This is a genomic window from Ectothiorhodospira variabilis (assembly GCF_022227625.1).
GTDB classification, from domain to species: Bacteria; Pseudomonadota; Gammaproteobacteria; order Ectothiorhodospirales; family Ectothiorhodospiraceae; genus Ectothiorhodospira; species Ectothiorhodospira haloalkaliphila.
On sequence record NZ_JAJNAO010000001.1, the window covers coordinates 414,475 to 438,528 of the forward strand.

Consider the following 24,054-nt stretch of genomic DNA (forward strand, 5'->3'; position numbering starts at 1 on the left):
TACCTCAGGGCTTCAGAAAAACGTCCCCTCCAGCGGTGAAGAAGCCGAAGCATAACGTTTTTTGGGCATCCGGCCGGCGAGGAACGACTCGCGCCCTGCCTCGATGGCCTTCTTCATGGCCGAGGCCATCAGCACCGGGTTTCTGGCCGCGGCAATGGCCGTGTTCATGAGCACGCCATCACACCCCAGCTCCATGGCAATGGCGGCATCGGAGGCCGTTCCCACGCCGGCATCCACCAGGATGGGTACCTGGGCGTTTTCCACGATTTCCAGCACGTTGTAGCGGTTCTGGATGCCCAGGCCCGAACCGATGGGGGCGGCCAGGGGCATCACCGCCACGCAGCCGATCTCTTCCAGGCGCTTGGCCAGGATGGGGTCGTCGCTGGTGTACACCATCACCTTGAAGCCGTCGGCCACCAGGGTTTCGGCGGCGCTCAAGGTCTGCACCACATCCGGATACAGGGTCCGTTCATCACCCAGCACCTCCAGCTTGACCAGGTCGTGGCCATCCAGCAGTTCCCGGGCCAGGCGGCAGGTGCGCACGGCATCGTCGGCGGTGTAGCAGCCGGCGGTGTTGGGCAGGATGGTGTAGCGCTCCGGTGAGATCACGTCCAGCAGGTTGGGCTCGCCCGGGTTCTGCCCGATATTGGTGCGACGGATGGCCACGGTGACGATCTCGGCACCGCTGGCATCAATGGCGTCGCGGGTCTCATCCAGATCCTTGTATTTTCCCGTGCCCACCAGCAGGCGCGAACGGTAGGTGGTGCCGCCGATGATCAGTGCGTCTTCCCGGGGCGTGTTGTTTTCAGTGGCTTTGCTCGACATGGGGGTACCGTGTGCAATCTCTGGTCAGTGAGGGGGTCAGCCGCCGCCGATGGCCTGGACGATTTCCACGCGGTCGCCGGGGTTGAAGTGGTGCTGGTCGAACCGGCTGCGCGGCAGCAGTTCACCGTTGACCTCCACCGCCAGGCGGCGTCCGGTCAGGCCCAGATCCTCCACCAGGCCGGCGGCAGTCAGCTGCTCGGACACCTGGCGCGATTCGCCATTCACTATGAGTTCCATCATGGGAGTGTTCGGGATTGGAAAAGGCGGCTATGTTAACCGATCCAGCGGCTCCCGGGGTGCCGCATCTCCCCGTTGAGAACCGCGATGTAACCGCATACACTATGGGTGTCGTGCGGGTGTAGTTCAATGGTAGAACCTCAGCTTCCCAAGCTGATGACGTGGGTTCGATTCCCATCACCCGCTCCAGTTCCCCTCCGTTTTCCGGCGTTGGCCCATTTTCCTCAGCGGGTGATTTCATGACTGACTGCATCGTGGTGGGCGGCGGTCTGATCGGCATGCTTTCCGCCCGCATGCTTCATGATCAGGGCCTGGACGTCACCCTGCTGGATCGCCAGGAGCCGGGGCAGGAGGCCTCATGGGCCGGTGGCGGCATCCTCTCTCCGCTTTATCCCTGGCGTTTCCCCGATCCCGTGACCCATCTGGCCAGTCTCACGCAGGCGGCCTTTCCCTCTTTCGCCGACGAACTTCTTCAGGAAACGGGAGAAGACCCCCAGTGGACGCAAAACGGCCTGCTGGTGCTCGATCCCGGCCAGTGGGATGTGGCTCAAGCCTGGGCTCGCCGCTGGCCGGATGTGCAACTGGAGGCCCTGGATCAGCCGGCTGTGCATGGCTGTGAGCCGGCGCTCGCAGAAGGCTTTGATCAGGGGGTATGGATGCCCCGGGTGGCCCAGGTGCGTAATCCCCGGCTCATGCGGGCCCTGCAGCATAGTCTGGTGAGGCGCGGCGTGGATATCCGTCCGCGTACGCCGGTGAGCGGGTTTCGGGTGCGCAGTGGCCGAGTGACCGGCGTGATCACCGAGCAGGGTGAACTCCTGGCCGAGCGTGTGGTGGTGGCGGGCGGTGCCTGGACCGGGGGGCTGCTGCTGTCCCTGGGGGCACCCCCCATCGAGCCGGTGCGTGGTCAGATGATCCTGTTCCGTGGCCCTCCCGGGCTGCTCAGCCGCATGGTGCTGAACGACGACCAGTACATCATCCCGAGACGCGACGGCCACGTGCTGGCCGGCAGTTCGCTGGAAAGGGTGGGTTTTGACAAATCCATCACCGAGGCGGCCGCTCAAACCTTCCGGGAGGCCGCAGCCCGTCTGGTGCCGGCCCTGGCGGATCTGCCCATCGAGAAACATTGGGCCGGACTGCGCCCGGGCTCACCCCAGGGCATCCCTTACATTGGTCCGCATCCGGAAGTGGAGGGGCTTTTTGTGAACGCCGGCCATTACCGGAACGGGGTGGTGATGAGTATCGGTGCCTGTCGCCTGCTCACGGACCTGATCATGGGGCACGCCCCCATCTGTGATCCATCCCCCTACCGGATCGATCGGGCGGATTTTTCGGTTCGGCGGAGTAACGCGAACTAGACTTTGTCTAGCTGACGGTTATACTGGGGTATGACCTGTAGTGGAGTGCATTCGCCATGCTCGATAGAGAGGCCGTAGTCAAACGGTTGAGGGATCACGGCATCACGCCGACCCAGCAACGCCTGGACATCGCTGAACTATTGTTCGAGAGGCCGCAGCATGTCTCCGCCGAGCAGCTACTGGCCCTCGCCAGTGAACGCCGCTACCGGGTGTCCAAGGCCACGGTGTACAACACGCTGGGATTGTTCGCGGAAAAAGGTCTGGTGCGCGAGGTGGTCGTTGACCCGGCCAAGCTGTTTTACGACTCCAACCTGACCCCGCATCATCACATGTATCACCTGGACACAGGTCACCTGGAGGACCTGGCCCTGGAACACGTGGACATCGGCAATCTGCCTGATCTGCCCGAGGGCACGCAGGTGGAGGGGGTGGATGTGATTGTCCGTGTGAGGCAGGGCTGAATCCCGCTGACCTCTCAGGCCAGTACGGAGTAGGCCGCTTTCAGGGATTGTCCTGTCCCTCGTCCATGTGAAGTTCGTTGATCTTGCGCGTCAGCGTATTGCGCCCCCATCCCAGCAGCCGCGCGGCATCCTGGCGCCGTCCGCCGGTCTTTTTCATGGCGGCGCGGATCATGATGCGCTCGAAGGCCGGGGTGGCCTGCTCCAGCAGCGCCGAGTTTCCACGCGCCAGTTCCTGTTCCGCCCATTGGGCCAGGCCGTCTTCCCAGCCACTGATCTCTGCGTCGGCAGAGCGTTCATGCAGCTCTGGCGGCAAGTCGTTCATGTGGAGCTCCCGCCCCGAGGCCATCACGGTCAGCCATCGACAGATGTTCTCCAGTTGCCGCACGTTGCCGGGCCAGTCCAGGGTGGACAGGTAATCCTGCACCTCAGCCAGGGGAACCTTGCGTTCCACGTTCAGTTCCGAGGCTGCCAGTCCCAGGAAGTGATTGAGCAGCAGGGGGATGTCCTGGCGGCGTTCCCGCAAGGAGGGGACGTGGATGCGGATCACGTTCAGGCGGTGAAACAGATCTTCCCGGAACAGGCCGTCCTTGACCCGGGAATCCAGGTTCTGGTGGGTGGCGGCGATGATACGTACATCCACCTTGACCGGCAGATGCCCCCCCACACGATAGAATTCCCCATCCGCCAGCACCCGCAGCAGCCGTGTTTGCAATTCGGCGGGCATGTCACCGATCTCGTCCAGGAACAGGGTGCCACCATCGGCCTGCTCGAAGCGCCCCCGCCGGGCGCTCTGAGCGCCGGTAAAGGCCCCCTTTTCGTGGCCAAAGAGCTCGGATTCCAGCAGATCCTTGGGGATGGCGGCGGTGTTCAGGGCAATGAAGGGCATGTGTGCACGGGGGCTGTGGCGGTGCAGGGCGTGCGCCACCAGCTCCTTGCCCGTGCCGGATTCTCCGTTGATGAGTACGGTGATGTTGGATCGGGACAAGCGCCCGATGGCGCGGAACACCTCCTGCATGGCGGGGGCCTCGCCGATGATCTCCGGTGTTTTTTCCGTGTCCTCGGGGGCATCGCGTCCACGTTCCCTGCGCAGTTGGCAGGCTCGACGCACCAGGGAGACCGCATCGTCCACATCGAAGGGCTTGGGCAGGTACTCGAAGGCACCGCCCTGGTAGGCAGAAACGGCGCTCTCCAGGTCGGAATGGGCGGTCATGATGATGACTGGCAGCTCGGGGTGATCCCGCTGCAGTCTTCCCAGCATCTCCAGTCCATCCATGCCCGGCATGCGGATGTCGGTCATCAGGGCGTCGGGCACGTCCTGTTCCAGGGCCTGCAGGGCCTCGGCGGCGGAGGCAAAGGATGTGACTTCGATGCCCGCGCGGCTCAAGGTGCGTTCCAGGACCCAGCGAATCGAGCGATCGTCATCAATGACCCAGATATGCTCTCGATTAGTCATCCTTCAACTCCACGGGTAGCAGCAGGGAAAATACGGTCTGGCCGGGGCGGGAGGTGCACTCGATCAGCCCGCCGTGCTGGTTGATCAGGGATTGCGCGATGGACAGGCCCAGTCCCGTGCCTCCGTCCCGGCCCGAGACCATGGGAAAGAAGATGCGTTCGCGAACCTCCTCACTGATGCCGGGGCCATGGTCGATCACCTGTATCAGGGCCACCAGCTTGTGGCGGACCTGGCCGATGGTGTACTGACGCAGCACGCGGCTGCGTAGTCGCACGACACCCTCTTCGCCCACAGCCTGCACTGCGTTGCGGACAATGTTGAGGATGGACTGGATGAGCATGTCCTGATCAGCGTTGACGTCGGGAATGCTGGGGTCATAGTCCGTGCATATCAGAACACCTTCGGGGGCCTCCACGCTCACCAGGTTGCGCACGTGCTCCAGCGCCTTGTGGATGTTCTGGTGCTGGCGCTGGGGCAGGTTGTTGGGACCGAGCATGCGGTTCACCAGGTTCTGTAGCCGGTCGGCTTCGCCAATGATGATGCGGGTGTACTCCTGCAGCTCCGGGTCGGGTAGTTCCCGTTCAAGCAACTGCGCGGCTCCCCGCAGGCCGCCCAGGGGGTTCTTGATCTCGTGAGCCAGGCCGCGAAGCAGGGCCCGCGAGGCAGACTGCTGATTGAGAAGTTGTTCTTCCCGTGTGATCCGCAGTTGGCGGTCCACCTGCACCAGCTCGATCAGCAGGCGCCGCGGACTGCCGGGCTCGGAGATGGGCGATACGGTGATGTCCACCGTGACCTCCCGCTCGAAGTGCAGCGCCAGGAGGCGTTCCCGTTCGGTGAAGGGATGCCCTGTGTTCAGTGACTGCTGCAGGCTGACCAGCAGCGTTTCGTCCTCCCGGAACAGGTCGCCCATGGGCAGGCCGCGCACGCGGTTGAGGCTGATCTCCATGAGCATTTCGGCCGCGGGGTTCATGAAATGCAGCCGCAGTCGTTCATCCGCCACCAGGATGGCAGTGGTCAGGTTCTCCAGCAGATGTCGGTGCAGTGTGTGATCCTGGGGCATATGGCTTTTCCTTTTGCAAAAACCGAACCAGCATGGATGCATGCACCGTGATCGGGCGTGGCCCGACCCCGGAGCGAGGCGTGGCGCCATTTTCGGGTGCGGGCAAAGATCACGAAGATGGTGCGTATGGCTCCGGGCGCACGCGCCTATGCACTATTATGGTGCAGGCCAGGTCCGCCTGCCATGTGCAGGGGCGAAGCTTGGAAGGTGAGGGCGGTTTCAGGCAGGTAGCCACGCGGCAAGGGTTCCAGCGCCAGGCGCGGGAGAGGGGGGCGGGCTCAGTTTCCACCGGGTCGGGTCTGCTGTCGCACCGTGGTGCGTAGCAGGTGGAAAGTGCTCTCCTCGGAAGCCTTCAGCGTCCGGTCGTTGCTGTCCAGGATTTCGGCCCTCAGGGTGTGGGTGCCCGGTGTGACCTCCTCCAGGGTGAATCGGGTGGACTCGCCCACGGCGGCGGTTTGACCATCCAGGACAATCCGCACCCGGTGGCCCTGGTCGGACTGAAGTTCCGGGTCCACCTGGACCGACACATTCACCTCGCCCAGATTGGTGCGCACCACGTCATCATCGCCGGGGCTGGCGATGCTGATGCCGGTGTAGCCGGCGCTTCGTGCCTGTTCCCGCGCCTGTGCCTCTTCGCGCGGGGTGGGGCGCTCCAGGATCTCGCGGGCGTTCGGCAAGCCCGGCGTCACGGTGGGGCTGCGCACGTTCATGGGAGTGGCGTCCACGCCATCGGGGGGGGTATCGCCAAAGACCGTGTTGCCCTGATCATCGGTCCAGCGATACACCTCAGCCATTGCCGGTGCGGCCAGGGTGAGCAGCAGGAGCAGGGTGGTCAGGCGCGCGTTCATGACTTGACGATACCGCAGGGGTGCTGGACGGACAAGCGCCCAAAGAAAAGAGCCCCCGGCGTTGCCGGGGGCTCCTTACTGAATCACGATGACCTCAGGGGTCAGGTGATCACAGGCTGTAGTACATGTCGAATTCCACCGGGTGGGTGGTCATGCGCATGCGGGTGACCTCTTCCATCTTCAGGTCGATGTAGGCGTCGAGCATGTCGTCGGTGAAAACGCCGCCAGCGGTCAGGAACTCGCGGTCCTTGTCCAGTGCGTCCAGGGCCTGTTCCAGGGAGGCGCAGACCTGCGGGATCTGCTTTTCCTCTTCCGGGGGCAGGTCGTACAGGTTCTTGTCCATGGCTTCGCCCGGGTGGATCTTGTTCTGGATGCCGTCCAGGCCAGCCATCAGCATGGCAGCAAAGGCCAGGTAGGGGTTGGCGGTGGAGTCGGGGAAGCGCACCTCGATGCGGCGGGCCTTGGGGCTGGACACCCACGGAATCCGGATGGAAGCAGAACGGTTGCGGGCGGAGTAGGCCAGCATGACCGGGGCCTCGAAGCCGGGCACCAGACGCTTGTAGCTGTTGGTGGAGGGGTTGGTGAAGGCGTTCAGGGCGCGGGCATGCTTGATGATGCCGCCCACATAGTACAGGGCCGTTTCGGACAGGCCGCCGTACTTGTCGCCGGCGAACAGGTTCTGGCCGTCCTTGGACAGGGACATGTGCACGTGCATGCCGCTGCCGTTGTCACCCACCAGGGGCTTGGGCATGAAGGTGGCGGTCTTGCCGTAGTTGTGGGCCACGTTCTGCACCACATACTTGAGGATCAGTACCTCGTCGGCCTTGCGGGTGAGGGAGGCAGCACCCACGCCGATCTCGCACTGGCCGGCAGTGGCCACTTCGTGGTGGTGCACCTCGGTGGTCAGGCCCATTTCTTCCAGGGCCATGCACATGGCGGAGCGCAGATCCTGCAGGCTGTCCACCGGCGGTACCGGGAAGTAGCCGCCCTTCACGGTGGGGCGGTGGCCGATGTTGCCGTCTTCAAAGACCTTTTCCGAGTTCCAGCTGGCCTCGTCGGAGTCGATCTGGAAGAAGCAGTTCTGGATGGAGGTGCCCCACTTGATGTCGTCGAAGACGAAGAATTCGTTCTCCGGGCCGAACATGCAGCCGTCAGCGATGCCGGTGCTGGCCAGATAGGCCTCGGCGCGCTGAGCCAGGGAGCGGGGGCAGCGGTCATAGCCCTGCATGGTGGTCGGTTCCACCACCTGGCAGCGCAGGTTCAGGGTGGGCTCGTCGAAGAAGGGATCCATGACAGCGCTTTCGGTATCGGGCATGAGGATCATGTCCGATTCGTTGATGCCCTTCCAGCCGGAGATGGAGGAGCCGTCGAACATCTTGCCGCTTTCCAGTACGTCCTCGTCGATGGTGTGGGCGGGGACGGAGACGTGCTGCTCCTTGCCGCGGCTGTCCACGAAACGGAAGTCGACGAATTTCACGTCGTGTTCCTTGATCATGTTGAGTACGTCGCTTGCTGACATGCGTGCTCCTCCAGGGACTTGAATGATTGCCACTTTGAAATGGGTTGCCCACTGATCAGTCGGCAGGGGCGTTGAAAAACGTTCGGTCGGGATGATGCATGGACCGTGCCATGGTGTGAGTGGTCGAAATATGGGCCTGAGCGGGGCGGTCTGCCCGAAATGGGGTCACCGGCCTGCACCAGGATAGTGCATGCCAGGGTAGCATGCCTCATGTTGGGGCGGGACAGTAACCGGCCTTGCACCATACCCGTGGAATCCCGTTCCATGTGGGAGCGGCCCTTGGCCGCGAAGGGCGCATCTGGCATGAGCACCTGGGTTTGGCATCGGGGCAGGCCCTTCCGAGGGGGGTGTTCCTTACGGCGGGACGCCGTGAATACATCCCTGTAGGCTTGATCGCCGCATCCATGCGGCGAACACCCGCCTCCAGGAACACCCCCCTCGGAAGGGCCGGATGGTCATGGGGCTTCGCCTGTGGAAAGACTTCGCGGCCAAGGGCCGCTCCCACGGGACGGCGCTGGTCTGGCTGCTGCCGACGCCGTTATAATGCGACGCCTTGCGTGGCCGGCGGCCCGCATGCCAATCACGAATCACTTCGGGTCGATCTGAATGTCCTCTCAAGACGTCTCAACCTTCCAGGGGCTCATCCTGGCCCTGCAGGACTATTGGGCCCGGCAGGGCTGCGTGCTGCTCCAGCCCTACGACATGGAGATGGGGGCCGGCACCTTCCACTGGGCCACCTTCCTGCGCGCCGTGGGTCCGGAGCCCTGGCGCACCGCCTATGTGCAGCCCTCGCGGCGCCCCACCGACGGACGCTATGGGGAGAACCCCAACCGCCTGCAGCACTATTACCAGTTCCAGGTGCTGCTCAAGCCCTCTCCGCCGGACTTCCAGGAGCTGTATCTGGGCTCGCTCAAGACCATCGGCATCGACCCGCTGGTGCATGACATCCGCTTCGTGGAGGACAACTGGGAGTCGCCCACCCTGGGGGCCTGGGGCCTGGGCTGGGAGGTGTGGCTCAACGGCATGGAGGTGACCCAGTTCACCTACTTCCAGCAGGTGGGCGGCCTTGACTGCCGGCCCGTGAGCGGCGAGATCACCTACGGCCTGGAGCGCATCGCCATGTACCTTCAGGGGGTGGAGAGCGTCTATGACCTGGTGTGGACACGGGGGCCGCAGGGCGTGGTGACCTATGGCGATGTCTATCACCAGAACGAGGTGGAACAATCCACCTACAACTTCGAGCACGCCGATGTGGAGCGCCTGTTCGCCTGGTTCGAGACCTGCGAACAGCAGAGTCGCCACCTGATCGAGCAGGGGCTGCCCCTGCCGGCCTACGAGCAGATGCTCAAGGCTTCCCATACCTTCAACCTGCTGGATGCCCGCCGCGCCATCTCCGTGACCGAGCGTCAGCGCTACATCCTGCGCGTGCGCGAACTGGCCCGCAGCGTCGCCAAGGCCTACCACGAGGCCCGGGAGGCCCTGGGTTTCCCGATGCTCCAGGGCAATGGGGGCAATGAGGGCAATGGTCAGGCGCAAGGCGGACAGGGGTAAGACATGAGTGATGCACAGGATCTGTTGATCGAGATCGGTACCGAAGAACTGCCGCCCAAGGCCCTGCGGGAACTGCGCGATGCCTTTGCCCGGGAGGTGACCCGGGGCCTGGAGGAGGCGGGGCTCAAGGTCGGGGCGGGTCAGGCCTATGCCGCGCCGCGCCGGCTGGCGGTGTGGATCCGGGAGGTGCCGCTGCGCCAGGCGGATCAGGCCATGGAGCGCCGCGGACCGGCGGTGAGTGCCGCCTTCGATGCCGAGGGTCAGCCCACCCGGGCGGCCCAGGGGTTTGCCGCCTCCTGCGGCGTGGAGGTGTCCGCCCTGGAGCGCATGGAGACCGACAAGGGCGCCTGGCTGGTGCATCGCCATGTGGAACCTGGTCGCGAAACCGCCGAGCTGGTGCCGGGGGTCGTGGAATCCGCCCTGGCCGCCCTGCCCATCCCCAAGCGCATGCGCTGGGGTGATGGCGATGCGGAATTCGTGCGCCCCGTGCACTGGGTGATCCTGCTGCTGGGGGACCAACCGATTCCGGGCACCATCCTGGGCATCCCCGCCGGGCGCGAGACCCGGGGGCACCGCTTCCACCACCCGGATCCGCTCCCTGTGCCGGAACCCTCCGCCTACGCGGACCTGCTGGCCCGACAGGGCCATGTGCTGGCGGATTTCGATGCGCGCCGGGAGGCCATCCGGGGGCAGGTGGAGCAGACCGCCGCCGAACTGGGCGGTCGCGCCGTGCTGGACGAGGCTCTTTTGGATGAAGTGGCCGCCCTGGTGGAATGGCCAGTGGCCGTGGCGGGCCATTTCGAGTCCCGCTTCCTGGACGTGCCCCAGGAGGCCCTGATCCTCACCATGCAGGACAACCAGAAGTACTTTGCCGTGGTGGACGACCAGGGGCGCCTGATGCCCCACTTCATCACCATCAGCAACGTGGACTCCCGGGAGCCCGAGCGGGTGCGCGAGGGCAACGAGCGGGTGATCCGTCCCCGCTTCGCCGATGCCGAATTCTTCTGGAACCAGGACCGTAAGCGTCCTCTGGAAAGCCACCTGGACGCCCTGCGGCACGTGGTCTTCCAGCAGAAGCTGGGCAGCCTGTATGACAAGACCCAGCGGGTGGAGCAACTGGCCGCGTACCTGGCCGGGGAGATCGACGCCCCCGAGAGCGAAGCCCGACGCGCGGCGCGCCTGTGCAAGTGCGACCTGCAGACCCTGATGGTGTATGAGTTCACCGAATTGCAGGGCACCATGGGGCGCCACTATGCCCGCTACGACGGCGAGGCCGCCGCCGTGGCTCGGGCCCTGGAGGATCAGTATCTCCCCCGCCATGCTGGCGACGACCTGCCCGGCGAGGCCGTGGGCCGGGTGCTGGCCCTGGCCGACCGCCTGGACACCCTGGTGGGCATCTTCGCCATCGGCCTCAAGCCCACCGGCGCCAAGGACCCCTTCGGCCTGCGCCGCGCCGCCCTGGGGGTGCTGCGCATCCTGGTGGAAGCGGAACTGCCCCTGGACCTGAAGGATCTGCTGGAGCACGCGGCCCGGGGTTACGGCCAGACCGTGCCGGCCATGGAGGCCGTTCCCCAGGTGCTGGACTACATCATGGAACGCCTGCGCGCCTACTATCACGACCGTGGCATCCGCCCGGAGGTGTTCGACGCCGTGCTGTCGGTGCGTCCCACCCGGCCCCTGGACTTCGACCAGCGGGTGCGGGCCGTGGAAACCTTCCTGGGCCTGCCGGAGGCGGAACCCCTGGCCGCAGCCCACAAGCGCATCCATAACATCCTGCGCAAGGTGGAAGGCGACCTGCCCGAGCAGGTGGACCCGGAGCGACTGCATGAAGACGCCGAGCGCGCCCTGCATGAACGGCTCGAGGCCCTGTGGTTACCCGTCTCGGCCCACTTCGACGCCGGTGAATATACCCAGGGGCTCACCGAGCTGGCCAGCCTGCGAGAGCCCGTGGACGCCTTCTTCGATCAGGTGATGGTCATGGCCGAGGACACCGCCTTGCGGGACAACCGCCTGGCCCTGCTCAACCGCCTGGCGGGCCTGTTCCTGCGGGTGGCGGACCTGTCCCGGGTGCCATGAAGCTCATCCTGCTGGACCGGGATGGCGTCATCAACCGGGACTCCCCCGACTACATCAAGTCACCGGAGGAGTGGATCCCCCTGCCCGGGAGCCTGGAGGCCATCGCCCGGCTCAGCCGGGCCGGCTGGCGGGTGGTGGTGGTCACCAACCAGAGCGGCCTGGCCCGCGGCCTGTTCGACGCCGCCACCCTGGATGCCATCCACGCGCGCATGACCGATGCAGTGGAGGCCGCCGGCGGCTCCCTGCAAGGCATCTATCACTGCCCCCATGGCCCCGACGATGGCTGCGACTGTCGCAAGCCCCGGCCGGGCCTGTTCCACCAAGTGGCCCGCGACCTGGGCATCGACCTGACCGGCGTGCCTGCCGTGGGCGACTCCCCCCGCGACATCAAGGCCGCCACCATCGCCGGCTGCAGCCCCCTGCTGGTCAAAACCGGCAACGGCGCCAGGGCCCTGGCCGAAGGCCGTATCCCCCAGGGCATTCCCGTCTACGAGGATCTGGCAGAACTGGTACAGGCCCTTCTCCGTCAGTGTCCCCCATCCCAGGGAGGCCCTCCCGAGCGAAGCCACTGACGTATCCAGTTCTCCCGACGGGGTGGGTTCCTGGAGGCGGGTGTTCGCCGCATGGATGCGGCGAACAAGCCTACAGGGAGGTATTCACGGCGTCCCGCCGCAAGGAACCCACCCCCTCGGGAGAACGCCATCTCCGAAGCCCAGCCCAGTCCAGCCCGGCCCAGCCCCGACACTGGCCCGCACCGGCCACGCTGGTTATCATGCAGCCTGCCCAAAACCCCTGAAATGACCCCGTGACCCGTCCACAGCCCACCCCGCTGCTATACCTCCGCGCCACACTGTTCTGGGCCGGCTTTTCCGGTTCCACCATCGTGTTCGCCTGCACATTCCCCTTTCTCATCCTCCTGGACTGGCATGGCCGCTTCCGTGTCCTCTCACAATGGACCCGCTTCAATGTCTGGTGGCTCAAGGTCACCTGCGGCCTGGGCTTCGAAGTCACCGGCACCGAACACCTTGCCGGGGAAGCCAAGGTGCTTCTGTGCAAGCACCAGTCCACCTGGGAGACCCTGGGATTGCAACGGGTGATCCCGCCACAGGTCTGGGTGCTCAAGCGGGAGTTGATGCGCATCCCCCTGTTTGGCTGGGGCATGTCCCTGGTGCACCCCATCGCCGTGGACCGCTCGGCCGGGCGCAAGGCCATCAGCCAGTTGGTCCGCCAGGGCCAGGACCGGCTGCAGCGGGGACTTTGGGTGGTGATCTTTCCGGAGGGCACCCGCACCGCGCCCGGAGAACGGGGGCGTTACAAGCTGGGTGGCGCTGTGCTGGCGGCCCGCAGCGGTCGCCCGGTGATCCCCGTGGCCCACAACGCCGGGCTATATTGGCCCAAGGGCAGCTTCATCAAGTATCCCGGCACCATTCGCATGCAGATCGGGCCGCCCATCCCCACGGAAGGCCGCCGGGCCGAGGACATCATGGCCGACGCAGAAGAATGGATCGAGTCCCATACCAACGCCTTATGCGGGATACACAGCAACACAGAGACCCAGCCCGGGTCTGAAGGTCATCACAACGCCCCATGAGCCACTTTGATCTGAGTACGCGCACCCAGAGGGCGCGCACTCATGTGCATGCCCTCTGGGCCGATGACGGATGGGTGAGGGAGTTCGGGCTGTCCAACTTCCACCGGATATCGCATCGTGCCTTTCGTTCCGGCCAGCCCTCACCCCGACATCTGCGCCAGCGCATACCCCGGCATGGCATCCGCACCGTGGTGAACCTGCGGGGGGAGGAGCCGGACAACTCCATGATGGCCCTGGAGGCGGATGCCTGCCAACGCCTCGGGGTATCCCTTGAGCACCTCAAGCTGCACTCTCGCAGCCTTCCATCGCCTGAGTCGATACGCGCCGCCCATGAGCTTCTCAATCGCATCGAATATCCGGTGTGGTTTCACTGCAAGTCCGGCGCCGACCGGGTGGGCGTGATGAGTACCCTCTACCTGCACTGGATGGAGGGCATGCCTCTGGACCAGACCCGGCAATTGCGACTCTGGCCCTATTTCCATTACCGATGGGCCAAGACCGGTCTGCTGGATTGGTTCTTCGAGAGCTACCTGCGGGATGCCGAACGAGAACCCATGGATCTGCTCACCTGGGTGGATACCCGCTATGACCGGGCCGTTCTCAGGAAGACGTTCCGCCCCAGTCGGCTGGCAGACTCCCTGGTCGACCGCATCCTGCGCCGGGAATAGGATCGGCCACCCTCAAGGTCTGTCGCCCAGGGTGATGGAGTGCAGTGGTACCGGGTGACCGATGTGATGACCCTGAACGTAATCCACCCCCATCTCCCGCAGGACCTGCAGGATGGCATCCGATTCCACGAATTCAGCGATGGTCTGTTTGCCCATCACGTGGGCGATGTCGTTGATGGACTGCACCAGCGCCCGGTCGGTCTCGTCCTGAGCCACGTCGCGCACGAACAGTCCATCGATCTTCAGGTAATGCACTGGCAGGTCGCGTAGATAGCCGAAGGAGGACATGCCACTGCCGAAGTCATCCAGGGAGAAACGGCAGCCGAGCGAGCCCAGGGAAGAGAACAGATGCCGGGCATTGTCCAGATTGCATATCGCCACGGTCTCGGTGACCTCGAAGCAGAGCTTTTCCGGTGGCAGATTGGATGTCTGCAAGGCCTCCAGCAGGAATTTGAGAAACTCACTGTTGCCCACCGAATGCCCCGACAGGTTGATGGCACAGGCATCCAGATGGTCCATGCGATCACGTTGGTCGCACATCCAGTCCAGCGTCTGGCGCACCACCCAGCGGTCAATGCGGGTGGACAGGTTGTAGCGTTCCGCCGCCGGCAGGAACGCCGATGGCGGGATCAGCTTGTCATCGTGATCCCGCATGCGCACCAGGATCTCGAAGTGTGTCCCCGCCTTTTTTCCCTCTGGAGCGACCGGTCGGATGGGCTGGCAGAAGAGCTGCAGACCGTTCTCCTCCACCGCCGAGTGGATGCGACTCACCCAGTGCATGTCCCCCTGCATTCGCATCAGGCCGGTGTCGTCCTTCTTGAAGGCGTGCACCCGGTTACGGCCTGTGTCCTTGGCGGCGTTGCAGGCGGTGTCGGCCGCGGACAACAGGGTGATGCCGCTGCTGCTCTCGCGGCTCACAGGCACCAGCCCCACGCTCACGGTGAGGGAGAACTGGCGGTTCTCCCAGTGGAAGCGGTAGTTCTCTACCAGTTCACGCATTTCCTCGGCCAGACGCATGGCCTGCTCGGGGGTCACCTCGTGCAGTATCGCCGCGAATTCATCTCCCCCCAGGCGCGCCAGCGCGTCTCCCTGGCGGGCATGATCGGTGAGCAGGGTGGCAATGCGACGAAGCAGTTCATCTCCGGCCTGGTGGCCGCTGGTGTCGTTGATCAGCTTGAACTGGTCCAGGTCCAGATAAAGCAAGGCGTGCTGTACATGCTGACGCCTTGCATCGTGCAGGGCGCGCTCCAGACGGAACATGAGTTCGCGGCGATTGAGCAGGCCGGTGAGCGGATCGTGGCTGGCCTGATAGTCCAGCTGGGTGGACATGGAGCGGTATTCCGTGGCGTCCTGAAAGGTGATCACCGCGCCGCTGGCGGCGGTCCCCGCGCGAAGCGGCGTGATCGCCATGTGGACCGGCAGGGCCCGGCGGTCCCGGCGCCAAAGCACGGTTTCCAGCCGTTCCAGCGCCTGGCCGCTGCACAGTGCTTGATGCAGTGGTGAGTCTGGCCAGGCGACCGGCGTGCCGTCCTCGCGGGCCTTCAGCAACAGCCCATGGGCAGCGTGGCCCAGCAGGTCGGGGCGTGCATAACCCAGTTGCGTGAGTGCTTGCTGGTTCACGTAGGTGATCTGCCCCTGATCATCCACCGCAAACAGGGCCATGGGCGCCTGGTCCAGAAGCTGGTGCAGATGCCTGGCCAGTTGCGGTGCCTCCGTGGGGCCGGAGGGCACGGGCAGCGGGCTGGTCTCATGGGCCTGGGCGGGTTGCGCGCCATCGTGTGGATCCGGGATCTCCATCATCAGGCCCTGGATGACGGCCCGCTCGGGGCGCCCGTCGTGGATGTAGGCCCCCATGTCTCGAACCCAGTGGGGTCGACCATCCAGGTCCTGGAGCCGGTATTCCAGGCAGTAGGCACGCTGGGTCTCGCGGGTTTGCCCCAGGGCGTCGAGGACCGCCTCCCGGTCATCCGGGTGGAGATGAGTCAGCCAGCGGTCATGATCCTTGAGAAACCGGCCCTTGTCCTGGCCGCTCATCCACTGTTTGAGCCGCGGACTGACATAAATGCGCTTCAGTTCGTCCACAGCCTTGGCCATATAGGGAATCATGGTGGGCACTTGATCACTGCCCTGCCAGGCATCAGGTGCTCGGTCCATGGCATGGACCTGGGCGATGACGCGCTCCAGATCATCGGGCGCTGGTTTGCCCTTCATCCGGGATGGGCCGGCAGAGGGCCGGAGAAGAGTCTTGCTCATGAGTTTCCCTGACACGAGGTCCTGTTGCGTCTTCAAACCCAGACTATAGACCAGCCCGAGGGTCTCAGGGGAGGGGATGGCTGGCGAGGAGCCCTCTCACCACCTCACCTGCCAGGGTCAGCCCGAACAAGGCGGGCAGATAGGAGATCGTGCCGTTCACCGCCCGGGGGCGGCCGGATACCTGCCCATCAATGGGTCGATGTTCGCTTCCCTTGATGGGCGTCTCGGTGGAATACACCACCGGGTAGTCCAGATGTCCCCCCAGTCGACGCAGCCGCTTGCGCAGCTCACGCGCCAGGGGGCACTTCTCGGTTGTCGCCAACGGACCCACGCGAACGGCGGTGGGATCAAGCCGCCCTCCGGCACCCATGCTGGAAATGACCGACAGACCGCGTTGCTGGCAGGTATGGACCAGGGCCGCCTTGCAGGCAATGGAGTCGATGCCATCCAGCACGAAGTCGCAATCTGCCGGCAGCAGGTCCGCGACATTGTCGGGACTGAGGAAGTCCTGCCGCACGATCACCCGCGCGGCCGGGTGGATATCAGCGATGCGTTCGGCCATCACATGGGCCTTGGGGCGCCCCAGAGTGGAGTGCAATGCCACCAGTTGACGATTGAGGTTCGAGGGGCCCACCACGTCGTGGTCGAGCAGGGTGATGCGGCCGACACCAGCCCGGGCAATGGCCTCGGCAGCACTGGCACCCACCCCGCCCAAGCCGGCGATGAAGACATGGCGGCGGCGCAACTGTTCCAGGCCTGCGTCTCCCAGGAGCATGCGGGTGCGTTCGTGGATGTCGGGTGTGTCGGTCACGGGTGGCTCAAGCGTCGGGTTGAATGGGCAGGTCGGCGGGCAACTGGAACAGGCGGCGGGCATTGTCAGCGGTGACCTGGGAGACCCTGAGCGGGTCGTCTTCACGCAACTGAGCCAGGGTGCGGATGATCTCGGGCAGGAATGCGGGTTCGTTGCGTTCACCCCGGTGAGAGACACCGGGCTGATCCGGGGCGTCCGTCTCCACCAGGATGCCTTCCAGTGGCAGCTCGCCCACCAGGCGCCGCAGGCGCTGGGCACGGGGATAGGTGATGGGGCCGCCAAAACCCAGCAGCATTCCCTGCTCCAGCAGCTTGTCGGCCTGCTGGCGGCTGCCGGAAAAGCTGTGCACGACCCCGGTAAGTTCTGGCCTTTCGCGCACCGCCCGGGTCACCTTGTCGACGGCGCGGCGGGCGTGGATGATCACGGGCAATCCGAACTGCACTGCCAGGTCCAGTTGCGCGGTGAAGTATGTCCACTGGACATCAAAGTCCAGGCCCTCAACAAAACAATCCAGACCACATTCGCCCACGGCCACCGCCGGTTCGCGGCCGAGCCAGTCAGCCAGTTCGTCCAGGTGCCCGGGCCGATGCCGGTCCAGATAGACCGGGTGCAGACCATAGGCCGGGTGGATGCCAGGGTAGCGATGGGCCACGTCGCGGACCCTCTCCCAGTTGTAACGACCAATGGCCGGTACCACCTGGGCCCTGACGCCGGCGGCGCGGGCGCGCTCCCAGCAGGCCTCCCGGTCGGGCTCGAAGGCCTCCACATCGAAATGGGAATGACTGTCTATACTGAAAGGAAGCATGGCTCAAGAATAACCCCAAATCCCGGGGCGTTGAAAAAAACGTCCGGGAGCGACACGTTATAGATAGATCGATTGAGGCCCATCAAGGGCCAAGGGAAATGTCATGGCAGGTTGGTTGACGGGTGAGGTGGTTGAACTCAAGCGCTGGACTCAGCGACTGTACTCGCTGCGGGTGGAGGCCCCCGTGGACGATTTCAAGGCAGGGCAGTTCAACCGGTTGGGGGTCACCATCGACGGCGAGCGCGTGGCCCGGCCCTATTCGTACGTGAATGCGCCCGATGAGCGGCCGCTGGACTTCTACTTCATCACGGTGCCGGAAGGATCCTTGACCAATCGCCTGCAGGAGCTGGGCCCTGGAGACACGGTGGAACTGATGTCCAGGGCCAATGGCTTCTTTGTGATGGACGAGATCCCCGACGCCGACGTGCTGTGGATGTTCGCCACCGGTACGGCGCTTGGTCCATATTTGTCCATACTCAAGACAGAGGCGCCCTGGCAACGCTTCGACAAGGTGGTGCTGGTGCACGCCGTGCGTACCGCCGAGGAACTCACCTACCAGGAGACCATCCAGGGCTTCCGGGATCGGGGCAGCCAATTCCAGTTCGTACCCTTCGTCAGTCGCGAGGAGGTTCGGGGCGCCCTGCCGGGGCGGGTGCCAGCGGCCATCGAGAACGGGCTGCTGGAGAGGCATACGGGGCTGCCGCTGACGCCGGATGTGTCCCAGGTCATGATCTGCGGCAACCCGGATATGGTGGCCGACACCAGCGCCGTGCTCAAGGCGAGAGGGATGACGCGCAACCGGCGCCGTGAGCCGGGCCATATCACCACCGAGAACTACTGGTGAGCGTGGGGTGAGCGGGTCGGGGTGCCGCTACCCTTCTCCCGCGCCATCGCCCTGGGTCCCCCGCTGCTCGGCACATTGCCGGCAAAGCCCCCGCCCCTCCACAATGGGCTGGTCCAGTGCAAAACCCTGGGACGAGGCCTTCTCGCGCAATGCCTGAGTCACCCCGGCATCCGCCAATTCCGTCACCACGCCGCATTGCCGACAGATCAGCAGTAGCGTGTCATGGGCCTGTTCCGGCTGGATGCAGCCCACGTAACCGTTGAGACTCTCGATACGATGCACCAGGCCCTGGGCCAGCAGAAAATCCAGCGCCCGGTACACGGTGGGGGGCTTCACGGTGTGGTCATGCGAGCTGAGCTGATGAATCAGTTCATAGGCCTTCACCGCCTCATGACTTTGCCAGATCTGTTTCAGCACCCGCTTCCGCAAGGGGGTCAGGCGCACGCCCCGTTCCCGGCACAGGCGCTCGGCACTGTCCATGGCGCTGCGGATGCAGGCGGTATGGTCATGATGGGGATCGGCATGAGGTGGGTTCTGGGCCATCGGGGCGCTCATCTGACTGCAATGGCTCTTCATCATACTCAGGTGGAAGGCCAGACCGCCATCTGTCATGGTGGGTGCGTCATCAGTGGACGCGATCCGGGGCTTGGGATAAGGTTTGAGCACGTCGATCGCGTGTAAGCCGTGGGCATGAGTCAGGCAGATCACACCACGCAGGCAGACAGCACAAAGGGCCCGCACATGGGGTAGTCAGGGACAGGATGGCAGGGGATGATCGCTTCTTCAGGGAACTGAGGGCTGCGGGCCTTGTTTGCCTTTTGCTGGCAGTGCTTTTCGTGGCACCGGCGGCCAATGCGGCGCCCCCTCCAGTGGTCATCGCCCACGAATCCTTCCCGGACAACTCCATCACCCCACCCATGCTTCGTGCCATCTTCAGCATGCGCCTGCAGACCTTCCAAGGAGAACGCCTCACCGTGTTCGTGCTGGACAGTCGTCACCCGGACCACGAGGCCTTCAGCAAGGAGGTGCTGGGCGTCTTCCCCTACCAATTGCAAAATGCCTGGAATCGCGTGATCTACTCCGGGACGGGCCGCGGCCCGGTCACCGTGGAGTCCCGTCAGGAGATGCTGCGTCGGGTGGGTCAGACCCCCGGTGGGGTGGGCTATGTGACGGGGCCGGTAGACCATCCGGGCGTTCGGGTGGTCAGCATGGAGGCGAGGTGATGAAACGCTCGGGCAAGGGAATCTGCATCTTCCTGGTCGCGCTGTGGGGCCTTTGGGTGGCGCAGGCGCAGGCCGGCGGGCCAGTGGAACTGCACGGATTTATCAGTCAGGGGTATCTGTATTCCAGTGGCAACGACTACTACGGGCCGAGCCGGGACGGCAGCTTCGAGTTGACGGAACTGGGGCTCAATGCCCGCTACATGGTCACCCCCTCTCTGGCGTTGGCGGCCCAGGTGGTGAGCCGCCGCGCGGGTGAGTTATATGACGGCGATCCTCGCCTGGACTACGGCTTTGTGGACTATCGGCTGCTGGACGGGTCGGTGATTGGCGGTGTGCGCCTCGGTCGCGCCAAGATCCCCATCGGGTTTTACAACGAGACCCGGGACGTGGCCACCACGCGGCCGGGGATCCTCCTTCCCCAGACCATCTACGTGGAGGGGCTGGGTCTCCGGGACTTCTATACCGGTGTGGACGGATTACATACCTATTGGCAGTGGTTCACCGACCGGGGCCTGTTCCAGTTCGACCTGGGCCTGGCCGTCCCCACCACCATGCAGGACGAGACTCAGGCGGCCTTCCTGCGCACCCAGGATGCCTCGGGGAAGCTCAGGCTGACCAGCGGTCAGAACGCCCGCCTGCTGTATGAACGGGATGGGGGTGCACTGCGACTGGGGGCCACCTACTCCCGGGTGCGCACCGAGTATCGCCCCGGTGATCCGCCTCGCACGCTCGAACCGGGTGAGACTGCGGTGGATGCCCTGGTGCTCAGCGCCGAGTGGAACCGGGAGCGGCTGAGTCTGACCACCGAGGGGGTGATCCGGCGCCTGCACCCCAAGGGCTACGGGCCGCTGACGGACGGTGCGCTTACCGAGGCAGGCTACTACCTGCAGGGTACCTATCGTTTCAATCACCAATGGGAGGGCTTCGTGCGCCACGAACAGCACTGGAATGACACCAGTGATCGCAGCGGCACACGTCAGTCCCGGGAGTTCGGCCTACTGGGAATTCCGGGGGCGGGGCGTGAGCCACATCGCTTCTATCAGCATCAATGGACCGTGGGCGCGGGCTGGCGGCCGACACCCCAATGGTTGCTGCGGGCCGAGTGGCACCACATTGATGGCACCGCCCTCACACCGCTCGCGGACAACCCGGAATTTGACCAGGGCGGCGGCCAGGCTCGCTGGGATCTGTTTGCCCTGCAAGCCTCGTTCACCTTCTGATCATGTACCAGGAAGCCATCTCCCAGGGATTTGTCAGCCTGAAGTGGAAGTTTCTGGCCATCTTCGGCGTGTTGCTGCTCCTGCTGCTGGCCACCTTTGCCCTGTTCAGTCATTACAATCTGCAACAGCAGTACGAAGGGCAGCGCGCCCTGGAGCAGACCCGTGCCCTGGAACAGTTGGAGGGGCTTTCCCAGCAGTCTCATGCGGAGCTGCTGAGCCTGGCCCATCTGGTCCCCGCCTTGTCCGGCGTGCGCGAGGCCTTGCAGGCGGGGGACGTCAGCCAACTGGAAGCGGCCTTTCGCCCGCTCTGGGCATCATTGCAGATGGACGCGGATCTGGCACTGGCGGCGTTTCTGGATGCCGATGGGGAAGTCATGCTGCAATCCAGTGTGGGGGTGCCATCTTGCGAGGACTGCCCCAAGATGCGGGGGGCCGTCGACCAGGTGCTTGCCACTGAACGGCCGCTGGTGTTCACCCACTGCCAGGGGCTGTGCCTGACCAAGGCCGTGGCGCCGATCCTGGGGGAGGAGGGGACCCTGGGCGCCATCGTGCTGGGCCGTACCCTGGGTGATCTGGTGCTCGCCTTCCAGGGAACCTCGCAGCTGGATATTGCCCTGATCGAGGATCCCGAGGGCAAGGCACTGCCGGATGGGACGCTGGACCTGCGTCCCCAGAGCCAGGGGGGGCAGTTGGTGGCCCTCACCCGTCAGGATGTGCTGCGCCCGCTGCTGGAGGACAAGACGTTGGAGCAGGTAAAAGGCACCATGGAGAGGCAGGGGCGTCGAGAGGCGGTGCTGGGGGATCGCTCTTTCGAAATGATGCCCTTCGACCTGCCAGGAACCCACTCGGAGGATCGCGTCCTGGCGGTCGTGATCTCGGACGTCACCGAAGCTCGAAGACAGATCGCGGCGGCCCGCTGGCAGAACCTGTTCATCGGTCTGGCCGGGCTGATGGTCTTCATGCTGGCTGTGGTGGCCCTCACCCGGCAACCCCTGGCACGATTGCGGCGTGTGGCCGGGTTGCTTCCCCTGCTGGCGGAGCATCGCTTCGCGGCAGCCCGGGAGCAACTGGATCTCTCACATCGCCGCCCACGACTGCCCGATGAACTGACCCTGCTGGAGCGCATCACCCTCGGTCTGGCGGATCGCCTGGAATCCCTGGAACAGGATGTGCGGCGCAAGAACCGATCCCTGACCGAGAAGATGCACGAACTGTCGGTGGAGCGTGAGCGCTACGAGCTGGCGGCCGCCGGGGCCAATGATGGTCTGTGGGACTGGAACCTGGACACCGACCGCATCTATTTCTCGCCCCGCTGGAAGGCCATGCTGGGTTGCCGGGATGTGGACCTGGGGGACTCCCCGGAGGCCTGGTTCGTGCGTGTGCATCCCGACGACGTGGCCAGTCTGAGGCGGGACGTGAAGGCCCACCTGGAGGGACGCAGTGACTGGCTGGAGAGTGACCACCGTGTGCTGCATGAGCATGATGGCTACCTGTGGATGCGCTTTCGTGGCCTGGCGGTGCGTGATGACGAGGGGGTGGCCCATCGTATGGCCGGCTCCATGACGGACATCACTGAGCAGCGGCGTATCCAGGAGCGGCTCAGGCACGATGCCTTGCATGATGGCCTCACCGGCCTGCCCAACCGGACCCTGTTCCTGGACCGGCTCACACAGGCCATTTATCGGGCCCGTCGTGCCGATTTCGAGTTTGCGGTGCTGTTCCTGGACCTGGACGACTTCAAGACCATCAACGACTCCCTGGGGCATGCCATGGGGGACCGGGTGCTGGTGCAGGCGGCTGAGCGGTTGCGGCGGTTGCTGCGTCCTGGCGACACCGTGGCGCGCCTGGGGGGCGATGAATTCACGGTGCTGCTGGAGGATCTGCCCGACGAAGACGAAATCCACAAGGTGGTGCAACGCATCCGCGACGCCATGGCCGAACCCATCCGGGCGGGAGATGAGGAGCTGTTCATCACCTTCAGCATGGGGATCGCCAAGAGCACGGATGAGGATCTGCGTGCCGATGAGCTGCTGCGCAACGCCGATACGGCCATGTACCAGGCCAAGTCCCGGGCCCGGGGCGGTAGCGCCTTTTTCAATACCGCCATGCACACGCGTGCAGTGGAGCGGCTCAACCTGGAAAACGCCATGCGCAGGGCGCTGGAGCACAATGAGTTCCAGCTCAATTATCAGCCCCTGGTTGCCCTGGATACGGGGCGTCTGGTCGGATTTGAGGCCCTTGCCCGCTGGCGGAGCGCCGACGGCAAGGCCGTTCCCCCGGATGTGTTCATCCCCGCGGCCGAGCACAGTGGCCTGATCCTGCCCCTGGGGCGCTGGGTCATCCGGGAGAGCGTGGCCCAGGCGGCCCGCTGGCATCTGGAACGCACCGCCGTCGGCGCCCCCTGTCTGCCCGTGAATGTGAACGTGTCGGGCAAGCAGTTGCGGGATCCGGAACTGGTGTCTGTGCTGGCCGCAGCTCTGGAGCACCATCAGATACCCGGGGCCTGCATCAAGGTGGAACTCACCGAGTCGGCCCTGATCGAGAATGCCGCCCAGGCCCTGGAGGTCATGGAGGGCCTGAAGGCCATCGGCGTGTCCCTTTGCATTGATGATTTTGGCACCGGTTACTCCTCCCTGAGCCAGTTGCGCGACTTTCCCTTCGATGTGGTCAAGATTGACCGTTCATTCGTGCGTCGTCTGAGTGTGGATGCCGGCCACGCCGCCATCATCCAGGCAGTGATTTCCATCGCCGGCGCCCTTGACAAGATCGTTGTGGCCGAAGGTATCGAGACAGTCGGTCAGGCTGCACATCTGCGTGAGTTGGGATGCCAGGTGGGGCAGGGTTATCTGTTTGCCCCGGCCCTGGCGGAAGGCCCTGCCCGGGAATTGGTGCAATCCGACCGCGTGTACCCGCTGTCATGATCGAGCGCGGGGCTGGGTGCAGGGCATGGCGCCCACGCCGGGGATCTGGGATGATGTCGCCGACCCCCTGGCGGAGGATTCTGCTTGACTATCCCGAATCTGGACTCGGTGCGAACGCGGCTGAGTGAACTCAAAGAGGAGCATCGTGCCCTGGACGAGGCCATTGAGCGCCTGTCCGAAGGGCCGTTCGTGGATCAGATCCGCCTGACCCGGCTGAAGAAACGCAAGCTCATCCTGAAGGACTCCATCGCTCGACTGGAAAGCCAGTTGATCCCCGATCTCAACGCCTGAGGGCTAAGGAAACCAGGGGCCGTGGGGGTGCCCCCCGGTCGC

General features: G+C 64.7%; 22 protein-coding genes and 1 tRNA gene. 13 read left to right on the forward strand and 10 right to left on the reverse strand.

Translation table 11 applies throughout. The features are described 5' to 3' along the window. Positions 1-12 precede the first annotated feature (12 nt). Both LPW30_RS01855 and thiS read right to left on the reverse strand, forming a co-directional pair. Positions 13-825 (reverse strand): thiazole synthase, encoded by an 813-nt coding sequence (locus tag LPW30_RS01855; RefSeq protein WP_025283044.1) that lies wholly within the window; start codon positions 823-825, stop codon positions 13-15. Positions 826-861: 36 nt separating this feature from the next. Then, on the reverse strand, positions 862-1,062 hold the full coding sequence (gene thiS / locus LPW30_RS01860; RefSeq protein ID WP_025283043.1) for a sulfur carrier protein ThiS: 201 nt from the start codon (positions 1,060-1,062) through the stop codon (positions 862-864). Positions 1,063-1,177: 115 nt separating this feature from the next. Between thiS and LPW30_RS01865 the strand changes: the two genes are divergently transcribed. From LPW30_RS01865 to LPW30_RS01875, 3 genes are all read left to right on the forward strand, one after another. Continuing rightward, positions 1,178-1,251: transfer RNA gene (locus LPW30_RS01865), tRNA-Gly, on the forward strand. Positions 1,252-1,301: 50 nt separating this feature from the next. Next, the gene (thiO, locus tag LPW30_RS01870) at positions 1,302-2,417 is read left to right on the forward strand and encodes a glycine oxidase ThiO (protein ID WP_025283042.1); all 1,116 of its coding nucleotides are present in this window, start codon (positions 1,302-1,304) and stop codon (positions 2,415-2,417) included. Between the two features lie 56 nt (positions 2,418-2,473). Then, entirely contained in the window at positions 2,474-2,878 is a 405-nt protein-coding gene (locus LPW30_RS01875) for a Fur family transcriptional regulator (protein ID WP_026623819.1), read from the forward strand. Positions 2,879-2,918: 40 nt separating this feature from the next. Here LPW30_RS01875 and ntrC read toward each other — a convergent pair whose 3' ends face one another. From ntrC to glnA, 4 genes are all read right to left on the reverse strand, one after another. Continuing rightward, complete coding sequence (gene ntrC / locus LPW30_RS01880) at positions 2,919-4,331, reverse strand: nitrogen regulation protein NR(I) (protein ID WP_025283040.1); 1,413 nt, start codon at positions 4,329-4,331, stop codon at positions 2,919-2,921. After that, the gene (gene glnL, locus LPW30_RS01885; RefSeq protein WP_025283039.1) at positions 4,324-5,391 is read right to left on the reverse strand and encodes a nitrogen regulation protein NR(II); all 1,068 of its coding nucleotides are present in this window, start codon (positions 5,389-5,391) and stop codon (positions 4,324-4,326) included. Before glnL ends, ntrC begins: the two co-directional genes overlap by 8 nt. Before the next feature lie 278 nt (positions 5,392-5,669). After that, entirely contained in the window at positions 5,670-6,239 is a 570-nt protein-coding gene (locus tag LPW30_RS01890) for a DUF4124 domain-containing protein (protein WP_035369635.1), read from the reverse strand. A 109-nt stretch (positions 6,240-6,348) separates the two neighbouring features. Continuing rightward, a complete protein-coding gene (gene glnA, locus LPW30_RS01895) occupies positions 6,349-7,758 on the reverse strand; it encodes a glutamate--ammonia ligase (RefSeq protein WP_025283038.1) in 1,410 nt (469 codons plus the stop codon). A gap of 606 nt (positions 7,759-8,364) precedes the next feature. On the opposite strand from glnA, the gene glyQ reads away from it, so the two are divergent. The 5 genes from glyQ (at position 8,365) to LPW30_RS01920 (ending at position 13,644) form a co-directional block, all read left to right on the forward strand. Continuing rightward, positions 8,365-9,309: a glycine--tRNA ligase subunit alpha gene (gene glyQ / locus LPW30_RS01900; protein ID WP_239679923.1), complete on the forward strand. Its 945-nt coding sequence runs from the start codon at positions 8,365-8,367 to the stop codon at positions 9,307-9,309. Between the two features lie 3 nt (positions 9,310-9,312). Continuing rightward, positions 9,313-11,385, forward strand: a complete 2,073-nt coding sequence (gene glyS, locus LPW30_RS01905; protein ID WP_239679924.1) for a glycine--tRNA ligase subunit beta — start codon at positions 9,313-9,315, stop codon at positions 11,383-11,385. Then, complete coding sequence (gene gmhB, locus LPW30_RS01910) at positions 11,382-11,957, forward strand: D-glycero-beta-D-manno-heptose 1,7-bisphosphate 7-phosphatase (RefSeq protein ID WP_239679925.1); 576 nt, start codon at positions 11,382-11,384, stop codon at positions 11,955-11,957. Before glyS ends, gmhB begins: the two co-directional genes overlap by 4 nt. A gap of 233 nt (positions 11,958-12,190) precedes the next feature. Continuing rightward, positions 12,191-12,976, forward strand: a complete 786-nt coding sequence (locus tag LPW30_RS01915) for a lysophospholipid acyltransferase family protein (RefSeq protein WP_238624730.1) — start codon at positions 12,191-12,193, stop codon at positions 12,974-12,976. Then, the gene (locus LPW30_RS01920; RefSeq protein ID WP_239679926.1) at positions 12,973-13,644 is read left to right on the forward strand and encodes a protein tyrosine phosphatase family protein; all 672 of its coding nucleotides are present in this window, start codon (positions 12,973-12,975) and stop codon (positions 13,642-13,644) included. Before LPW30_RS01915 ends, LPW30_RS01920 begins: the two co-directional genes overlap by 4 nt. 12 nt (positions 13,645-13,656) lie before the next feature. On the opposite strand, the gene LPW30_RS01925 is transcribed toward LPW30_RS01920, so the two are convergent. The 3 genes from LPW30_RS01925 to LPW30_RS01935 form a co-directional block, all read right to left on the reverse strand. Continuing rightward, positions 13,657-15,897 carry an EAL domain-containing protein gene (locus LPW30_RS01925; RefSeq protein ID WP_239679927.1) on the reverse strand — a complete coding sequence of 747 codons (2,241 nt, stop codon included), beginning with the start codon at positions 15,895-15,897 and terminating at the stop codon, positions 13,657-13,659. Positions 15,898-15,961: 64 nt separating this feature from the next. Beyond that, the gene (locus LPW30_RS01930; RefSeq protein WP_239680008.1) at positions 15,962-16,672 is read right to left on the reverse strand and encodes a tRNA threonylcarbamoyladenosine dehydratase; all 711 of its coding nucleotides are present in this window, start codon (positions 16,670-16,672) and stop codon (positions 15,962-15,964) included. A gap of 43 nt (positions 16,673-16,715) precedes the next feature. Continuing rightward, positions 16,716-17,513: a TatD family hydrolase gene (locus LPW30_RS01935; protein ID WP_239679928.1), complete on the reverse strand. Its 798-nt coding sequence runs from the start codon at positions 17,511-17,513 to the stop codon at positions 16,716-16,718. Between the two features lie 103 nt (positions 17,514-17,616). Here LPW30_RS01935 and LPW30_RS01940 point away from each other — a divergent pair, with 103 nt between their 5' ends. Beyond that, positions 17,617-18,357 (forward strand): ferredoxin--NADP reductase, encoded by a 741-nt coding sequence (locus LPW30_RS01940; protein ID WP_025283030.1) that lies wholly within the window; start codon positions 17,617-17,619, stop codon positions 18,355-18,357. A gap of 27 nt (positions 18,358-18,384) precedes the next feature. On the opposite strand, the gene LPW30_RS01945 is transcribed toward LPW30_RS01940, so the two are convergent. Beyond that, positions 18,385-18,900 (reverse strand): transcriptional repressor, encoded by a 516-nt coding sequence (locus LPW30_RS01945; RefSeq protein ID WP_051582710.1) that lies wholly within the window; start codon positions 18,898-18,900, stop codon positions 18,385-18,387. 218 nt (positions 18,901-19,118) lie between these two features. Between LPW30_RS01945 and LPW30_RS01950 the strand changes: the two genes are divergently transcribed. The 4 genes from LPW30_RS01950 to LPW30_RS01965 all read left to right on the forward strand — a co-directional run bounded on the left by LPW30_RS01950 (position 19,119) and on the right by LPW30_RS01965 (position 24,012). Continuing rightward, complete coding sequence (locus tag LPW30_RS01950) at positions 19,119-19,580, forward strand: type 2 periplasmic-binding domain-containing protein (RefSeq protein WP_239679929.1); 462 nt, start codon at positions 19,119-19,121, stop codon at positions 19,578-19,580. Further along, positions 19,580-20,800 carry a TonB-dependent receptor gene (locus LPW30_RS01955; protein WP_239679930.1) on the forward strand — a complete coding sequence of 407 codons (1,221 nt, stop codon included), beginning with the start codon at positions 19,580-19,582 and terminating at the stop codon, positions 20,798-20,800. Before LPW30_RS01950 ends, LPW30_RS01955 begins: the two co-directional genes overlap by 1 nt. Positions 20,801-20,802: 2 nt before the next feature. Then, a complete protein-coding gene (locus tag LPW30_RS01960) occupies positions 20,803-23,721 on the forward strand; it encodes a bifunctional diguanylate cyclase/phosphodiesterase (protein WP_239679931.1) in 2,919 nt (972 codons plus the stop codon). A 90-nt stretch (positions 23,722-23,811) separates the two neighbouring features. Further along, on the forward strand, positions 23,812-24,012 hold the full coding sequence (locus LPW30_RS01965; RefSeq protein WP_026623812.1) for a YdcH family protein: 201 nt from the start codon (positions 23,812-23,814) through the stop codon (positions 24,010-24,012). Positions 24,013-24,054: the final 42 nt, after the last annotated feature.

Coding starts and splice junctions, on each gene's coding strand:
- ntrC (WP_025283040.1), bottom strand. CDS start 4,331: ATGACTAATCGAGAGCATATCTGGGTCATTGATGACGATCGCTCGATT.
- glyQ (WP_239679923.1), top strand. CDS start 8,365: ATGTCCTCTCAAGACGTCTCAACCTTCCAGGGGCTCATCCTGGCCCTG.
- LPW30_RS01955 (WP_239679930.1), top strand. CDS start 19,580: ATGAAACGCTCGGGCAAGGGAATCTGCATCTTCCTGGTCGCGCTGTGG.
- thiS (WP_025283043.1), bottom strand. CDS start 1,062: ATGGAACTCATAGTGAATGGCGAATCGCGCCAGGTGTCCGAGCAGCTG.
- glyS (WP_239679924.1), top strand. CDS start 9,313: ATGAGTGATGCACAGGATCTGTTGATCGAGATCGGTACCGAAGAACTG.
- LPW30_RS01855 (WP_025283044.1), bottom strand. CDS start 825: ATGTCGAGCAAAGCCACTGAAAACAACACGCCCCGGGAAGACGCACTG.
- LPW30_RS01920 (WP_239679926.1), top strand. CDS start 12,973: ATGAGCCACTTTGATCTGAGTACGCGCACCCAGAGGGCGCGCACTCAT.
- glnL (WP_025283039.1), bottom strand. CDS start 5,391: ATGCCCCAGGATCACACACTGCACCGACATCTGCTGGAGAACCTGACC.
- LPW30_RS01875 (WP_026623819.1), top strand. CDS start 2,474: ATGCTCGATAGAGAGGCCGTAGTCAAACGGTTGAGGGATCACGGCATC.
- thiO (WP_025283042.1), top strand. CDS start 1,302: ATGACTGACTGCATCGTGGTGGGCGGCGGTCTGATCGGCATGCTTTCC.
- LPW30_RS01935 (WP_239679928.1), bottom strand. CDS start 17,513: ATGCTTCCTTTCAGTATAGACAGTCATTCCCATTTCGATGTGGAGGCC.
- LPW30_RS01890 (WP_035369635.1), bottom strand. CDS start 6,239: ATGAACGCGCGCCTGACCACCCTGCTCCTGCTGCTCACCCTGGCCGCA.
- gmhB (WP_239679925.1), top strand. CDS start 11,382: ATGAAGCTCATCCTGCTGGACCGGGATGGCGTCATCAACCGGGACTCC.
- LPW30_RS01960 (WP_239679931.1), top strand. CDS start 20,803: ATGTACCAGGAAGCCATCTCCCAGGGATTTGTCAGCCTGAAGTGGAAG.
- glnA (WP_025283038.1), bottom strand. CDS start 7,758: ATGTCAGCAAGCGACGTACTCAACATGATCAAGGAACACGACGTGAAA.
- LPW30_RS01925 (WP_239679927.1), bottom strand. CDS start 15,897: ATGAGCAAGACTCTTCTCCGGCCCTCTGCCGGCCCATCCCGGATGAAG.
- LPW30_RS01940 (WP_025283030.1), top strand. CDS start 17,617: ATGGCAGGTTGGTTGACGGGTGAGGTGGTTGAACTCAAGCGCTGGACT.
- LPW30_RS01930 (WP_239680008.1), bottom strand. CDS start 16,672: ATGCTCCTGGGAGACGCAGGCCTGGAACAGTTGCGCCGCCGCCATGTC.
- LPW30_RS01950 (WP_239679929.1), top strand. CDS start 19,119: ATGGCAGGGGATGATCGCTTCTTCAGGGAACTGAGGGCTGCGGGCCTT.
- LPW30_RS01945 (WP_051582710.1), bottom strand. CDS start 18,900: ATGGCCCAGAACCCACCTCATGCCGATCCCCATCATGACCATACCGCC.